This is a genomic window from Streptomyces sp. NPDC059373 (assembly GCF_042751495.1).
Classification (GTDB): Bacteria; Actinomycetota; Actinomycetes; order Streptomycetales; family Streptomycetaceae; genus Actinacidiphila.
Map to the genome: position 1 here is coordinate 66,140 of NZ_JBHYXC010000003.1, position 14,040 is coordinate 80,179.

Annotated in this window: 14 protein-coding genes; 9 read left to right on the forward strand and 5 right to left on the reverse strand. The window is 71.0% G+C overall.

Going from position 1 to position 14,040, the window contains the following annotated elements; genetic code table 11:
- Positions 1-51: 51 nt before the first annotated feature.
- From ACFXJ5_RS08140 to ACFXJ5_RS08150, 3 genes are all read left to right on the forward strand, one after another.
- The gene (locus tag ACFXJ5_RS08140) at positions 52-342 is read left to right on the forward strand and encodes a DUF3263 domain-containing protein (RefSeq protein WP_384628509.1); all 291 of its coding nucleotides are present in this window, start codon (positions 52-54) and stop codon (positions 340-342) included.
- 649 nt (positions 343-991) lie between these two features.
- Positions 992-1,894: a trehalose-phosphatase gene (otsB, locus tag ACFXJ5_RS08145; RefSeq protein ID WP_384628512.1), complete on the forward strand. Its 903-nt coding sequence runs from the start codon at positions 992-994 to the stop codon at positions 1,892-1,894.
- Positions 1,895-1,934: 40 nt separating this feature from the next.
- On the forward strand, positions 1,935-3,077 hold the full coding sequence (locus tag ACFXJ5_RS08150; protein WP_384628514.1) for an NADH-quinone oxidoreductase subunit D: 1,143 nt from the start codon (positions 1,935-1,937) through the stop codon (positions 3,075-3,077).
- Between the two features lie 53 nt (positions 3,078-3,130).
- On the opposite strand, the gene ACFXJ5_RS08155 is transcribed toward ACFXJ5_RS08150, so the two are convergent.
- A complete protein-coding gene (locus tag ACFXJ5_RS08155) occupies positions 3,131-4,165 on the reverse strand; it encodes a hypothetical protein (RefSeq protein WP_384628515.1) in 1,035 nt (344 codons plus the stop codon).
- 380 nt (positions 4,166-4,545) lie between these two features.
- Between ACFXJ5_RS08155 and ACFXJ5_RS08160 the strand changes: the two genes are divergently transcribed.
- The 6 genes from ACFXJ5_RS08160 (at position 4,546) to ACFXJ5_RS08185 (ending at position 9,453) form a co-directional block, all read left to right on the forward strand.
- Positions 4,546-6,234 (forward strand): phosphatidylglycerol lysyltransferase domain-containing protein, encoded by a 1,689-nt coding sequence (locus tag ACFXJ5_RS08160; RefSeq protein WP_384629547.1) that lies wholly within the window; start codon positions 4,546-4,548, stop codon positions 6,232-6,234.
- A gap of 175 nt (positions 6,235-6,409) precedes the next feature.
- Entirely contained in the window at positions 6,410-7,264 is an 855-nt protein-coding gene (gene folP / locus ACFXJ5_RS08165; RefSeq protein WP_384628518.1) for a dihydropteroate synthase, read from the forward strand.
- Positions 7,261-7,740, forward strand: coding sequence for a nuclear transport factor 2 family protein (locus ACFXJ5_RS08170; protein ID WP_384628520.1), 480 nt, complete (start codon positions 7,261-7,263; stop codon positions 7,738-7,740). The genes folP and ACFXJ5_RS08170 overlap by 4 nt, the downstream gene beginning before the upstream one ends.
- Before the next feature lie 208 nt (positions 7,741-7,948).
- Positions 7,949-8,308: a dihydroneopterin aldolase gene (gene folB / locus ACFXJ5_RS08175; RefSeq protein ID WP_127359723.1), complete on the forward strand. Its 360-nt coding sequence runs from the start codon at positions 7,949-7,951 to the stop codon at positions 8,306-8,308.
- The gene (folK, locus tag ACFXJ5_RS08180) at positions 8,305-8,895 is read left to right on the forward strand and encodes a 2-amino-4-hydroxy-6-hydroxymethyldihydropteridine diphosphokinase (RefSeq protein WP_384628523.1); all 591 of its coding nucleotides are present in this window, start codon (positions 8,305-8,307) and stop codon (positions 8,893-8,895) included. The genes folB and folK overlap by 4 nt, the downstream gene beginning before the upstream one ends.
- A 66-nt stretch (positions 8,896-8,961) precedes the next feature.
- Entirely contained in the window at positions 8,962-9,453 is a 492-nt protein-coding gene (locus tag ACFXJ5_RS08185) for a DUF3180 domain-containing protein (RefSeq protein WP_384628525.1), read from the forward strand.
- A gap of 1 nt (position 9,454) precedes the next feature.
- Here ACFXJ5_RS08185 and folE read toward each other — a convergent pair whose 3' ends face one another.
- The 4 genes from folE to tilS all read right to left on the reverse strand — a co-directional run bounded on the left by folE (position 9,455) and on the right by tilS (position 13,966).
- On the reverse strand, positions 9,455-10,063 hold the full coding sequence (gene folE, locus ACFXJ5_RS08190; protein ID WP_384628528.1) for a GTP cyclohydrolase I FolE: 609 nt from the start codon (positions 10,061-10,063) through the stop codon (positions 9,455-9,457).
- A 105-nt stretch (positions 10,064-10,168) separates the two neighbouring features.
- A complete protein-coding gene (gene ftsH, locus ACFXJ5_RS08195) occupies positions 10,169-12,208 on the reverse strand; it encodes an ATP-dependent zinc metalloprotease FtsH (RefSeq protein WP_384628531.1) in 2,040 nt (679 codons plus the stop codon).
- A gap of 196 nt (positions 12,209-12,404) precedes the next feature.
- Positions 12,405-12,944: a hypoxanthine phosphoribosyltransferase gene (gene hpt, locus ACFXJ5_RS08200; protein WP_384629550.1), complete on the reverse strand. Its 540-nt coding sequence runs from the start codon at positions 12,942-12,944 to the stop codon at positions 12,405-12,407.
- Positions 12,945-12,979: 35 nt separating this feature from the next.
- Positions 12,980-13,966 carry a tRNA lysidine(34) synthetase TilS gene (gene tilS, locus ACFXJ5_RS08205; protein WP_384628534.1) on the reverse strand — a complete coding sequence of 329 codons (987 nt, stop codon included), beginning with the start codon at positions 13,964-13,966 and terminating at the stop codon, positions 12,980-12,982.
- Positions 13,967-14,040: the final 74 nt, after the last annotated feature.

Consider the following 14,040-nt stretch of genomic DNA (forward strand, 5'->3'; position numbering starts at 1 on the left):
CACTTGCGCCTCGCGGTTCCCCGCCTTGACCCGAATGGCTAGGGTGACCGCGTGACCGACCCGACCGAGCCCGAATCCGAGCCCGAGTCCGAGCCTGCGCCTGCGTCCGCGTCTGCGTCTCCGCTGAGCGACCAGGACCTCGCCGTCCTCGACGTCGCCCGCCGCCAATGGGCCGGCCCCGGCGCCCGCGAACGGGCCATAAGGGAACGCCTCGGCATGTCCCCCACCCGCTACTTCCAGCTCCTCAACGCCCTCCTCGACGACCCCCGCGCCCTCGCCCACGACCCCATCACCATCAACCGCCTCCGCCGCGCCCGCGACTCCCGCCGCAACCACCGCTGACGCCTCCAGGCCTGCGCGCGACAGCCCCACGGGTGCTGTCCCTGCGCCCCTGACCTCCGGGGTCGGGGCGAACGTTCCGCAAGGCGCCCGGGCGCTTCGCGCCGGGTGCCTCTCCCACCGGGTTGTGGGAGAACGTTCCGCAAGGCGGAACGGGCTGGCACAGCCCGGCCACACACCGGCAGGCGCCGACGCGACCCAAGCCACCCACAGGGCAGATGCGCAGGCGGCCCCCCGGCCCGGCGGACGCAGTCCGACGCAGCGACTCGAAGCCCGCGAAGCGGCGCGAGAGACGCAGAAAAAGAGGGGCGCCAGGCCACCCGCCGGCAGGCGCCGACGGGACCCAAGCCACCCACGGGGCAGACGCGCGGGCGGCACCCCGGCCCGGCGGACGGAGTCCGACGCAGCCGGGCGAAGCCCGAGAGGCCCCCTGGGGCCGAGCGGTGCGAGCACGGCGTGAAGGATCGGGCCCGACGCAGCGACTCGAAGCCCGCGAAGCGGCGCGAGAGACGCAGAAAAATGAGGGGCGCCCGGCCACCCGCCGGCAGGCGCCAACGCAACCCCAACCACCCACAGGGCAGATGCGCGGGCGGCGCCCCGAAGCTGCCGTACGCCCGGCAAGCCCCCTGCAAGGGCCGGTAGGGTCGGAGCCATGGGAAGCAACCCCGGCAAGCCGCGCGACCTCCCCACGCCCGCCACCACCGAGGGCAAGGAGGGGCTCGCCGCCCTGCTCGCGGAGCCCGGGCGGGCCGTGATCGCCCTCGACTTCGACGGCACGCTCGCGCCGATCGTCCCGGACCCGGACAGCGCCCGCGCCCACCCCGGCACCGTGCCCGCGCTGGCCCGGCTCGGACCCCGCGTGGGGTCGATCGCGGTGGTCACCGGCCGCCCGGCGGGCGTCGCCGTCCGGTACGGCGGCTTCGCCGGGGTGCCGGGCCTGGAGCGGCTCGTGGTCCTCGGGCATTACGGCGCCGAGCGCTGGGACGCCGCCAGCGGCGAAGTGCACGCCCCGGCACCACACGCCGGCGTCGACGCCGTACGGGCCGAACTCCCCGGCTTCCTCGACCGGATCGGGGCCTGGCGCGGCACGTGGATCGAGGACAAGGGGCGGGCGGTGGCCGTCCACACCCGCCGTACGGAGGACCCACAGGCCGCCTTCGAGGCGCTGCGCGAGCCGGTGGCCGAACTGGCCGCCCGGCACGGGCTGATCGTCGAGCCCGGGCGGGCCGTCCTGGAACTGCGCCCTCCCGGCATGGACAAGGGCGTGGCCCTCAACGACTACCTCCGCGAGGTCCACGCCGGGCCCGTCCTCTACGCCGGCGACGACCTCGGGGACCTGGCCGCCTTCGCCGCCGTCGAGAAGCGGCGGGCCGACGGCCTGCCGGGGCTGCTGGTGTGCAGCGGCAACGAGGAGGTCGCCGAGCTGGCCGCCCGAGCCGACCTGGTCGTCGACGGCCCGGCGGGCGTCGTGGCCCTGCTCGACGCACTGGCGGACGCGCTGCCGGACGGAGCGGCGGACGGAGCGGCGGACGGACCGGCGGACGGACCCGGGTAGGCCCGACCGGGGCGAGAGCGGCCAGTGGGAGACTGTTCCCATGACGGAGACCACGATCGGCATCGGCGGCGCGGCCGAGAGCACCGACATGGTGCTGAACATCGGCCCGCAGCATCCCTCCACGCACGGCGTGCTGCGCCTTCGCCTGCGACTGGACGGCGAGCGGATCAGCCATGCCGAGCCGATCATCGGCTATATGCACCGGGGCGCCGAGAAGCTGTTCGAGGCCCGCGACTACCGGCAGATCATCATGCTGGCCAACCGCCACGACTGGCTCTCCGCGTTCTCCAACGAACTCGGGGTCGTCCTCGCCGTCGAGCGGATGCTGGGCATGGAGGTCCCGGAGCGCGCCGTGTGGACCCGCACCCTCCTCGCCGAGCTGAACCGGGTGCTGAACCACCTGATGTTCCTCGGCTCGTACCCCCTCGAACTCGGCGCGATCACCCCGGTGTTCTACGCCTTCGACGAGCGCGAGAACCTCCAGCACGTCATGGAGGAGGTCTCCGGCGGCCGGATGCACTACATGTTCAACCGCGTCGGCGGCCTCAAGGAGGACGTGCCGAACGGCTGGTACGGCCGCGCCCGGCAGGCGGTCGCCGGCGTCCGGAAGCGCATGCAGACCTTCGACGACCTCGTCCTGGGCAACGAGATCTTCCGGGGCCGCACCCGCGGCGTGGGCGTCCTCTCGCAGGAGGCCGTGCACGCATACGGGGTGAGCGGCCCGGTCGCCCGCGCGTCCGGCGTGGACTTCGATCTGCGGCGCGACGAGCCGTATCTGGCGTACGGAGACCTCCAGGACACGCTGAAGGTGGTGACTCGGAGCGAGGGCGACTGTCTGGCGCGTTTCGAGGTGCTGCTGGAGCAGACGTACAACGCGCTGGCCCTGGCGGACGCCTGCCTGGACCGGCTGGCGGAGCTGCCGCCGGGCCCGATCAACCAGCGGCTGCCCAAGGTGCTGAAGGCCCCGGAGGGGCACACGTACGCGTGGACGGAGAATCCGCTCGGCCTGAACGGCTACTACCTGGTGTCGAAGGGCGAGAAGACGCCGTACCGGCTGAAGCTGCGCTCGGCTTCGTACAACAACATCCAGGCGCTGACGGTGCTGCTGCCGGGGACGCTGGTCGCCGACATGGTGGCGATTCTGGGCTCGATGTTCTTCGTCGTGGGCGACGTCGACAAGTAAGGCAATTACCTTACGAAGGCCGATAGTTAGGCAGCTGCCTTACGAAGTCGAAGTCACGAGGACTGGACGCGCAGCTCCCGCACATCCAGCTGCTCGGTCTCGTCGTGCACCGTGAGGTCGATGACCTCGAGCTGCCCGGCCTCGTGCTCGGCCACCGCCTCGTCCCCGACGACATCCGCCAGGTCCTCCTTGGCCGGCGCCGGGTCCGAAGCCGGGGCCGGGCCCTTCTCCGGCGCGGGCGCCGGGCCGAGCGCCTTCGGCGTCTGCGTACCGAAGAAGTCGAAGCCGCCCTGCGCGCGGCTGGCGGTGCGCTGCGGCTTCGCGTACGGCAGTACGGCGGCCGCGACCGCCGGCACCAGCTGGTGCTGGCGCACCGGAAGGGCCGGGGGCTGAGGGGCGGCGCTGCCGTGCTCCTCGGAACCGCCGGAACCCGCGGAGTCGGCCGCGTGCCGGCCCTGCGGCTCCTGCTCCTCGCGCGAGTGCTCGGCGTCGCGGCGGCGAGCCTCCTCGACGGTGCGCAGGGCCTGCTGGCGGGCGGCGTTGCGGCCGAGGTTGCGCAGGGCCTCGTCGGCCCGGGCGTACGCGGCCGAGTCAGCCGGAGCGCCGGCCACCGGGACGGCGGCGGGCGCGGCGGCGGTCTCGATGGCGAGCTGGCGCCGCCTCTCCAGGGCGCTGGCGCGCTCGGACTCGGCGGTGGCGTAGCGCCGCAGCAGGTCGGCGTGCTCGCTGCGGAGCCGGGCGAGTTCGGCGCGCTTGGTGCGGAGCTTGTTCTCCAGACGGCCGCGCAGCTCGCGGGAGTCGTCGAGGTCGACCTCCAGCTCGGCGATCCGCTCGTCCGTACGCCATTCGTCGCGCACCCGGGCCGCTTCGAGATCGGCGACACGCTTTCCGGCCGAGCGGTCCCAGCTGCGCAGCATCACCGCGCCCACGCACGCGGCGGCGGCAGCGGCAGCCGCGATCGCACGGAGTATCACCGGATCAGCCACGGCCCACGCGCCGGCGGCGAACAGAGCGGCAGACCCTGCAACCATCAGTGGCGGCAGGAGCCGGTGCAAGGGCTGGGAATGGCGGTGGCGTCCACGTGGCATGGCCTGAAACTTAGCGTGCCAAAGAGGCCTGTGGGGGCAGGCCATCCGATTTCTCACTCAACATACAACGACTAATACGGAGGGCATCCGTACGGATACGAAGCGTTGCCGCCGCTTCGAACGGACGCCCTCCATCAGGCATTCTTTGATCTTGCTACGAACCGTCAGCCTGAGGCGGCCGGCGACGTTGCCACGGAGGCGTGAAGAATCGCGTGTGACGTGGAACTTCGGCTTGCCTATCCGAATACTGGAACCCGAAGACCCGAAATCCCCTCCTAGAGGGCGCACCATATTCGTATCGATTGGTAGTGCAAGTGTCCGCTGATCGCGCTGACGCCGTCTCCGTACAGTCACGGGAGACGTGCCGGCCGCCGCGCCGACTGATCCGCCCCTCCGCCGTACCGAAGGTCATCGGCACCGCATGTGCCCTGGTGGGCCTGATCGATGTCGCGGCAGGTGTCTTCCCCGGTTTCCGGCACAGCCGTATGCACGTCATGGCGGGCGTCTTCCCGGGCGCCGTCACCTCGTTGGCGGCGGCCACGTCGGTGGTCACCGGCATCCTGATGCTGCTGCTGGCGCACGCCCTCAAGCGCGGCAAGCGGCGCGCCTGGCGGGCGACCGTCGTGCTGCTTCCGATCAGCGCGGGCGCGGCGATCGTGCACCGGCACTCCTTCGGCGGATCGGCCGTCGCCCTGGGCCTGTTGGCGCTGCTGATCGTCTACCGCGAGCAGTTCACCGCCAAGGCCGATCCCCGGACCCGGTGGCGGGGCCTCGCCGCCTTCCTCGGGCTCAGCGCGCTCAGCCTGACGCTGGGTCTGGTCGTCGTCAGCGCCCACCCCGAGTCCGTCATGGGCGACCCCGGCTGGGGCGCGCGCCTCCAGGAGGTGCTGTACGGCGTCTTCGGCTTCCAGGGCCCCGTCTCGTACGCCACCGACCAGGCGACGGACGTCGTCGGCTACACCCTGGCCGGCCTCGGTTTCCTGACCGCCTTCACCACCGCCTACCTGGCGTTGCGGCCCGCCAAGCCGGTCGCCGAGCTCACCCCGGACGACGAGGCCCGACTGCGGGCCCTCCTCGCCACGCACGGCGCCCGTGACTCCCTCGGGCACTTCGCGCTGCGCCGCGACAAGAGCGTCGTCTTCTCCGCCAGCGGCAAAGCGGCCGTCTGCTACCGCGTCGTCAGCGGCGTCATGCTCGCCAGCGGCGACCCCATCGGCGACGTCGAGGCCTGGCCCGGCGCCATCGAACGCTTCATGGCCGAGGCCCGCGCCCACGCCTGGATCCCCGCCGTCATGGGCTGCAGCGAGACCGGCGGCGAGGTCTGGACGCGCGAGACCGGCCTCGACGCGCTCGAGCTCGGCGACGAGGCGATCGTGGAGACCGCCGCCTTCACCCTCTCCGGCCGCGCCATGCGCAACGTACGGCAGATGGTCAAGCGCATCGAGCGCGCCGGCTACGAGTGCCGCGTGCGGCGGGTCGCCGAGCTCGGCGACGAGGAGCGCGCCCTCATCCGCCGCGCCTCCGACGCCTGGCGCGGCACCGAGACCGAGCGCGGCTTCTCCATGGCCCTCGGCCGCTTCGGCGACCGCGCCGACGACGACTGCGTCGTGGCCACCGCTCACGACGCGGACGGCGCGCTGCGCGCCATCCAGCACTACGTGCCCTGGGGCACGGACGGCATGTCCCTCGAACTCATGCGCCGCGACCGCGCCGCCGACCCCGGGCTCAACGAACTCCTCATCGTCGCCGCGCTCCAGTCCGGCCCCGACATGGGCATCAAGCGGGTCTCCCTCAACTTCGCCATGTTCCGCGCCGCCCTCGCCCGCGGCGAACGCCTCGGCGCCGGGCCGGTGCTGCGCGGCTGGCGCGGTGTCCTCGTCTTCCTGTCCCGCTGGTTCCAGATCGAGTCGCTCTACAAGTTCAACGCCAAGTTCCAGCCCGTCTGGGTCCCCCGCTTCGTCGTCTTCCGCAGCACCGGCGACCTCCCCCGCATCGGCTTCGCCGCCATGCAGGCCGAAGGCTTCGTCACCCTCGCCCTCCCCACCTGGCGCCCCCGCCGCCGCGGCTGAGCCCCCACCCCGCCCCTGCCCGAAACCACGGGGCCGGCCCCTGGACCCCCAAACGCCCTTCTGGGGGTGCCCCCTCTGGGGGAGTGTCCTCAAACGCCGGACGGGCTGAATCGCCGGCCCGGCGCCGGGCACAGGCCGGTCCGGGCGCAGGGGGCGGAGCCCCTACGCTGGACGCATGGGTACGTTGCGAGGTCGGGTGGACGGGCTGCCGGAGTGGGACCGGTGCGCGGTGATGGGCGTGGTGAATGTGACGCCGGACTCGTTCTCGGACGGCGGGCGGTGGTTCGACACCGGCGCAGCCGTGAAGCGCGGCCTGGACCTGGTGGCCGCGGGCGCGGACCTGGTGGACGTGGGGGGCGAGTCGACCCGGCCCGGGGCGCAGCGCGTCGACGAGGCGGAAGAGCTGCGCCGGGTGGTTCCGGTCGTACGGGAGCTGGCGGCGGCCGGCGCGGTGGTGAGCGTGGACACGATGCGCGCGCGGGTCGCCGAGCAGGCGGTGAGCGCGGGCGCGGTGCTGGTGAACGACGTGAGCGGCGGCGGGGCGGACCCGGCGATGATCGCGGTCGTGGCGGCCGCGGGGGCGCCGTTCGTCGTGATGCACTGGCGCGGCCAGAGCATCGACATGAACAACCGCGCCGTCTACACGGACGTGGTCCCGGAAGTGGTCACCGAGCTGCGCCAGAGCCTCGACCGCGCGGTCGCCGGCGGCATCGACCCGGCCCGGATCGTACTGGACCCAGGACTGGGCTTCGCCAAGAACGCGGAGCACGACCTCACCCTGATCGCCCACCTCGCGGAGCTCCGCGCGCTGAGCCGCCCGGTGCTCGTCGCGGCTTCCCGGAAGCGTTTCCTGGGCCGTGTGCTGGCCGGCGAGGGCGGCGATCCGCCGCCGGCCCGGGAGCGGGACGCGGCGACGGCGGCGGTGACGGCGATCGCGGCCCGCGAGGGCGCCTGGGCGGTGCGCGTGCACGAGGTCCACGACAGTGCGGACGCGGTCCGGGTGGCCCGCGCGATCGAGGGGGCCGTATGACGCCACGCACCGCGGAGGCAGCGCAGGTCGAGGAGGCCAATCAGGCGTTCTACGACGCCGTGGAGCGCTCGGACCTGGACGCCCTGGAGGAGCTGGTGCTGACCGGCCCACTCGCGGAGACCGTGTCCGTGGTGCACCCCGGGTGGCCGGTGCTGCGCGGGCGCCGCGAGGTGATGCGCTCGTACGCCCTGATCATGGCGAACACCGAGTACATCCAGTTCTTCCTCACCGACGTGGAGGTGGCGGTCGACGGCGACACCGCCCTGGTGACCTGCACCGAGAACATCCTCACCGGCGGTCCCGCCGACGAGGACGGCGAGAGTGGGATGGGATCGCTCGTGGGCGGTCTCGTCGTGGCCACGAATGTGTTTCGTCGCACACCGGCCGGCTGGCGGCTGTGGGTCCACCACGGCTCCCCGGTGATGGCCGAGGGGATCGACGAGGACGAGGACGAACTCGGAGAAGGGTCAGCCTGAAAGGCTTTTGACCACTCGTTCGAGCCAAGTTGTGGGTAAGCCAGGAGTAGCTCCGGGCGCCCTGGGGTAAGGGCGGGGCGGCTGCCTCCGGCCACCTCGACGGCAAGCGCTGTCGGCGGTCGCAGGTAGATTCGAGTAAGGGCGGTGCGGCCACGTGGGTGGTCGGTGCCCTTTTGTCCGACGACCTGACGACTGCTGGAGTGATTTCGTGGATCGTGTCGCGCTGCGTGGCCTCAAGGCGCGCGGGCACCACGGCGTGTTCCCCAAGGAGCGCGAGGAGGGCCAGACCTTCGTCGTGGACCTCGTGCTCGGCCTGGACACCGCTCCCGCCGCCGCCTCTGACGACCTCACCAAGACGGTGCACTACGGCGTCGTGGCCGAGGAGGTCGTCGACGTCGTGCGCGGCGAGCCGGTCGACCTCATCGAGACCCTCGCCCAGCGCATCGCCGACCAGGTCCTCAAGCACGACCTGGTCGAGGAGGTCGAGGTGACCGTGCACAAGCCGGACGCCCCGATCACCGTTCCTTTCGACGACGTGACCATCAGCATCACCCGGAGGCGCCCGTGAGCTACGACCCCACCGTGCAGCCGGTACCGGCCTCCGTCGTCGCACAGGTCGACGCCGCCGACACCACCCTGCAGAACCCCAAAGTCGCCGTGCTCTCGCTCGGCTCCAACCTCGGCAACCGCGCGGAGACCCTCCAGGGCGCCATCGACGCCCTGGAGGACACCCCGGGCGTCCGGGTCAAGAAGATCTCCCCGGTCTACGAGACCGAGCCGTGGGGCGTCGAGCCCGGCAGCCAGCCGAACTACTTCAACGCGGTGGTCGTGGTGAAGACCACCCTGCCGCCGTCCTCGCTCCTGGAGCGCGGCCGCGCCATCGAGGACGCGTACGCCCGTACGCGCACCGAGCGCTGGGGCGCCCGCACGATCGACGTCGACATCGTCGCGTACCAGGACGTGGTCTCCGACGACCCGGAGCTCACCCTCCCGCACCCCAGGGCCCATCAGCGCGCCTTCGTGCTCGCGCCCTGGCACGACGTCGATCCGGCCGCCGAACTGCCGGGGCTGGGAGCGGTCGGGCAGCTGCTCGCCACCGTCGGCCGCGACTCGGTTCAGGCCCGCGCGGACGTGGAACTCCGACTGCCTGAATAATCGTTACGACCATCGTCACGACCACGGGACAATCGGGGTCGGACCACACGGGAGGGCGAGTACTCGGTGAAGCAGCTGCGCATCAGGACACTGGTCGGGCTGTTCGCCGTGGCCGGGGTGCTCTCATGGGCCGGAGCCAAGCTCTGGAACTCCTTCGGCACCCTGCCCAGCGTGCCGGTGGCCGCACCCATCGTGCTGGGGCTGATCGCCGCCGTACTGGCCGCCACCGCCCTGTCCATCCGCTCCCGGCTGCGCGCCCAGCGCGAGCGCCGGCCCGGCGCCAAGGGCGTCGACCCGCTGCTCGCCGCAAGGGCGGTCGTCTTCGGCCAGGCCAGCGCGCTGGTCGCCGCGCTCGTCGCCGGGATGTACGGCGGCACGGGCGTCTTCCTGCTCATGTACGAGCTGGACAACCCGCCCCGCCGCGACCAGGCGATCTACTCCGGCGCAGCCGTCCTGGCGGGCATCGCCGTGGTCGCCGCCGCGATCCTGCTGGAACGCATCTGCAAGCTCCCCGAGGACAAGGACGAGGACCGCAGCGCGGCGGGCTCGACTCAGTAAATCAGCGGGCCATGATCAGGCTCATGGCCTCGGCCCGCGTCGCCGGGTCACGCAGCTGACCGCGCACCGCCGAGGTGATGGTCTTGGCACCCGCCTTGCGCACCCCGCGCATGGTCATGCACATGTGCTCGCACTCGACGACGACGATCACTCCGCGCGGCTCCAGGATCCGCATCAGCGAGTCGGCGATCTGCGTGGTGAGCCGCTCCTGGACCTGCGGGCGGCGGGCGTAGACGTCCACGAGGCGGGCGAGCTTCGACAGGCCGGTGATCTTGCCCTCGGCCGACGGGATGTACCCGACGTGCGCGGACCCGACGAACGGCACCAGGTGATGCTCGCAGGAGCTCATCACCTCGATGTCCTTGACCAGCACCATCTCGTCATGACCCAGGTCGAAGGTCGTCGTGAGGACGTCCTCCGGCTCCTGCCACAGCCCGGCGAATATCTCCCTGTACGCCCGTGCCACGCGCGCCGGGGTGTCCCTGAGCCCCTCACGGTCGGGGTCCTCGCCAACCGCGAAGAGAAGCTCGCGCACGGCGTCCTCGGCCCGCTTCTCGTCGAAGTCGCCGACGCGGCCGAAGCCGTCCACCGTCGTGATGGGGTCGGTCATGGGTGCCTCGTTCCTCGTACGTCACGGCGACAGCAGTAAGCCGCGCCCTCAAGGCTACAAAACCTTGGGGGCGCGGCTTACATTCCGCTATGACCTGACTATGACCTAGTGGTCGTCCTCAGGCAGCTCCACCGGGTCGGCGGCGGGCGGCTTGCTCAGCGACGTGGCCCCGTTCGCGGACTGGGCGCCGTTGGTGAGGGTGAGCTCCTTGGGAGAGAGCACCGGGGGGCGGGTGGAGGGCGTACGGCGCGAGGAGCCGGTCCAGGCCGGACGCGGCGGGCGCTTGACGATCGGCTTGAAGATCTCGGCGATCTGCTCCTTGTTCAGGGTCTCCTTCTCGAGGAGGGCCATGACAAGGCTGTCGAGGACGTCGCGGTTCTCGACCAGGATCTCCCACGCCTCGTTGTGCGCGGTCTCGATGAGCTTCTTGACCTCTTCGTCCACCAGCCCGGCGACCTCTTCCGAGTAGTCGCGCTGGTGAGCCATCTCACGTCCGAGGAACGGCTCGGAGTCGCTCGTCCCGAACTTGATCGCACCGAGCCGCTCGGTCATGCCGTACTGGGTGACCATGGCACGAGCGGTGGCGGTCGCCTTCTCGATGTCGTTCGCGGCGCCCGTGGTCGGGTCGTGGAAGACCAGTTCCTCGGCCGCGCGCCCGCCCAGCATGTACGCGAGCTGGTCGAGCATCTCGTTGCGCGTGGTCGAGTACTTGTCCTCGTCCGGCAGGACCATGGTGTAGCCCAGAGCCCGTCCACGGGACAGGATCGTGACCTTGTGCACCGGGTCGCTGTTCGGAGAAGCCGCCGCGACCAGGGCGTGTCCGCCCTCGTGGTACGCGGTGATCTTCTTCTCCTTCTCGGACATGATCCGGGTCCGCTTCTGCGGGCCCGCCACGACGCGGTCGATCGCCTCGTCCAGCGTGTGGTTGTCGAGCAGCTTCTTGTCGCTGCGGGCGGTGAGCAGCGCGGCCTCGTTGAGGACGTTGGCCAGGTCGGCGCCGGTGAAGCCGGGGGTGCGGCGGGCGACGGCACGGAGGTCGACGTCCGGGGCGACCGGCTTGCCCTTCTGGTGGACCTGGAGGATCTCCAGGCGACCCTGGAGGTCCGGGCGGTCCACGGCGATCTGGCGGTCGAAGCGGCCCGGGCGCAGCAGCGCCGGGTCCAGGATGTCCGGCCGGTTGGTGGCGGCGATCAGGATGACGCCGCCCTTCACGTCGAAGCCGTCCATCTCGACGAGCAGCTGGTTCAGCGTCTGCTCGCGCTCGTCGTGGCCACCGCCGAGGCCCGCACCGCGGTGCCGGCCGACGGCGTCGATCTCGTCGACGAAGACGATGGCCGGGGCGTTGGCCTTGGCCTGCTCGAACAGGTCACGGACACGCGAGGCGCCGACACCCACGAACATCTCGACGAAGTCGGAGCCGGAGATCGAGTAGAACGGCACGCCCGCCTCACCCGCGACAGCGCGGGCGAGCAGCGTCTTACCCGTTCCAGGCGGGCCGTAGAGCAGCACACCCTTGGGGATCTTGGCGCCGACGGCCTGGAACTTGGCGGGCTCCTGGAGGAACTCCTTGATCTCCTGGAGCTCCTCGACGGCCTCGTCCGAGCCCGCGACATCCGCGAAGGTGGTCTTCGGGGTGTCCTTGGTGATCAGTTTGGCCTTGGACTTCCCGAAGTTCATGACCCGGGAGCCGCCGCCCTGCATCTGATTCATCAGGAACAGGAAGACGACCACGATGAGCACGAAGGGCAGCAGCGAGAGCAGGATGCTGACGAACGCATTCTGCGACTGCGGCGACACGGTGTACCCGTTGGGCAGCGTGCTCGCGTTCTGGTCATCGACCTTGGACTGCAGAATCTTGGCCACATCGACACCCTGGGTGCCGATGTAGCTCGCCTTGATCTTGGTGCCGAGGTCCTTGCCACCGACCTTGGCACCGGACTTGAGCTCGACCTTGATCGTGTTCTCGTCGCCGGTCGTCAGCTCGGCCGACTTCGCCTGGTTGCTGTTGATCGCCTCAATGGCCTGGCCGGTGTCTACCGTCTTGTAGCCGCCGGACGACCCGACGACCTGCATCAATACGACCACGGCGAGGACAGCCAGCACGATCCACATCACTGGCCCACGGAAATAGCGCTTGACGTCCATCCATGCGGGGCGGCTTAAGCCCCGTCCCTCCTGCCACAGTGAGGCACCCCGGCCGGCTGGCCGCTGTGCATCCGGTGTTTGACCCGACCTTCGGACGGTACCCCAGCATTGTCACCCGAAGCCGCCGGAGACCGTTAACAAACCTTCGTTCCCAGACTCCAACGCCGGAAAACGGGGAGAGGTTCCCCAGGGTCTCTCAGCCGCCGTAGACGTGCGGCGCGAGGGTTCCGACGAAGGGAAGATTGCGGTACTTCTCGGCGAAGTCCAGGCCGTAGCCGACCACGAACTCGTTGGGGATGTCGAAGCCGGTGTACTTCACATCGATCTCGACCTTGGCCGCCTCCGGCTTGCGCAGCAGCGTGCAGACCTCCAGCGAGGCCGGGCGGCGTGAGCCGAGGTTGCTGATCAGCCAGGACAGCGTCAGACCCGAGTCGATGATGTCCTCGACGATCAGCACGTCGCGGCCCGCGATGTCGGTGTCCAGGTCCTTGAGGATCCGTACGACGCCGGAGGACTTGGTGCCGGCCCCGTACGAGGACACCGCCATCCAGTCCATCGTGACGTTGCTGGACAGGGCCCGCGCCAGGTCCGCCATGACCATCACCGCGCCCTTGAGCACGCCGACGATCAGCAGGTCCCGACCCTCGTAGTCCTTGTCGATCTGGGCTGCCAGTTCGGCCAGCTTGGCGTCGATCTCGGGTTTGGTGATGAGCACCTTCTCGAGGTCGGAGCCCATGTCCTTCTCGTTCACCTGTGGTACTTCCTCAAGGTCTACGACGGCGAGAAGAACAGTCTGCCATTGCGGCGACCGGCGACGATCCCGCCGGGGAGGTTGAGGGGCTTCTGGCCCCGCCAGTCGGTGACCAGGCGGTCGGTCTCCTCGATGTGGCGGGCGAAGAGCGAGCCGGCCGGGGAACCGGCGGCGATGGCCGCCCGGCGCAGGACGCGGCGGCGTACGGCGGGCGGCAGATCGAGCAGCCGGACGGCCGCGAGACCGCCGTCGCTGTCTGATGCGTCACGCTCGGCGGACGCGGCCCACTGGTCGAGGGCGTCGGCGTCGTCACGGGAGAGCTGGGCGGTACGGGCCAGGGCCTCGATCACACCTTTGCCGAGGGACTTCTCCAGCACCGGCAGGGCCTCGTGGCGGACCCGGGAGCGGGTGTAGGCCGGGTCGTGGTTGTGCGGGTCCTCCCACACGTCGATGCCCTGGACGAGGCAGGCCTTGCGGACCGTGTCACGGTCGAGGAGGAGGAACGGGCGGCGGTAGCGGCCGTTCACCGCGGGCATCCCGGACAGCGAGCGCGTACCGGAACCCCTGGCCAGACCCAGCAGGACGGTTTCCGCTTGGTCGTCCCGGGTGTGCCCGAGCAGCACAGCGGCCGCCCCGCGGTCCCGGGCCGCCCCGTCCAGCGCGGCGTACCGCGCGTCCCTGGCGGCCGCCTCAGGCCCTCCCTGGCGGCCGACGGTGACACCGATGGCGTCCACCGGGTCGAGGCCGAGGTCGCGCAGGCGCGCGGCGACGTCCCGCGCCCGGGTGTCGGAACCGGACTGCAGGCCGTGGTCGACGGTGACGGCTCCGGCACGGATGCCGAGCTTGGGGGCTTCGAAGGCGAGGGCGGTGGCGAGGGCCATCGAGTCGGCTCCGCCACTGCAGGCGGCGAGCACGACCGGGCTGCCGCCCGGGTTGTCGTTCAGCACGTCGTGGAGTACGCGGCGGACCGCCAGGCGTATCGCTGCGACCGCGGGGTGGGGACCCATGTCCGGTTCCCTCCTAGGGAGGATGTGGGGCTGATGACGCAGGGTAGCTAGATGGTGACAGAAGTCGGGCAATA